This window comes from Limosilactobacillus ingluviei DSM 15946, from assembly GCF_001435775.1.
Taxonomy (GTDB): Bacteria; Bacillota; Bacilli; order Lactobacillales; family Lactobacillaceae; genus Limosilactobacillus; species Limosilactobacillus ingluviei.
Genome location: NZ_AZFK01000073.1, coordinates 1 through 749 on the forward strand (window position 1 = coordinate 1; position 749 = coordinate 749).

General features: G+C 38.7%; 2 protein-coding genes. One reads left to right on the plus strand and one right to left on the minus strand.

The window, feature by feature from the left end; all coding sequences use genetic code 11:
* On the minus strand, window positions 1-235 hold a 235-nt coding region (locus FC43_RS07335; protein ID WP_156648350.1), incomplete at its 3' end, for a helix-turn-helix domain-containing protein.
* Between the two features lie 74 nt (window positions 236-309).
* On the opposite strand from FC43_RS07335, the gene tnpA reads away from it, so the two are divergent.
* A partial coding sequence (tnpA, locus tag FC43_RS07340) for an IS200/IS605 family transposase (RefSeq protein WP_056955231.1) occupies window positions 310-749 on the plus strand: 440 nt, incomplete at its 3' end.

Genomic DNA, 749 nt, shown 5'->3' on the forward strand with positions numbered 1-749 from the left:
TCGACATTTGTTTAGCATTTTGGCGAAGTTCCAATTGCTTAATTCGTGACTGAACAGTGTCAATTGGTAGCTTGACTTGCTTTAGTTGCCAAAGTTCCTTATTAATAGCGACCATTTCGTTATAGATAAACCGACTAGCATCGCTATTTAGCTTAATAATCTGCTTTTGCTTATCGCTCGGATAAATTCGCACTTTGAGTCCGTAATGATATTTCATTTTTGCCATTGACTTCACTATATCCACCTCCTTTAGTTGGTATAATAGCATTATACTATTAGACAATGATACTAGCAACGGAGGTAATTGTAATGGCAAAAGAAGAAATCAGGGACGCTGTTTATACCAGACGCTATATCTATAATTTCCATTACCACTTAATCTGGGTAACTAAGTACCGTAATAAAACATTCGTGACTGAACAATTATCAAACGAAATGAAGTCTATTCTACAATTGGTGGCTGACGACAATGACATTGTGATTGAGAAAATGGAAGTCATGCCCGATCACGTACACGTACTGATTAGTTTTCCACCTAGCAAAGCGCCAACCAGTGCTATCAAGGCCCTGAAAGGTAGAAGTGCTTTTATCTTCCTCAGGAGACATCCAGAAATCAGACAATCCCAATACTGGGGTGGTCATCTATGGTCGCCAAGCTACTACATGAGCACGTTAGGCAATATGAGCAAGGAAGTTGTCGAGCAATACATCAACAATCAAAAATACAACGAAACTAAAAAACGCCCTAA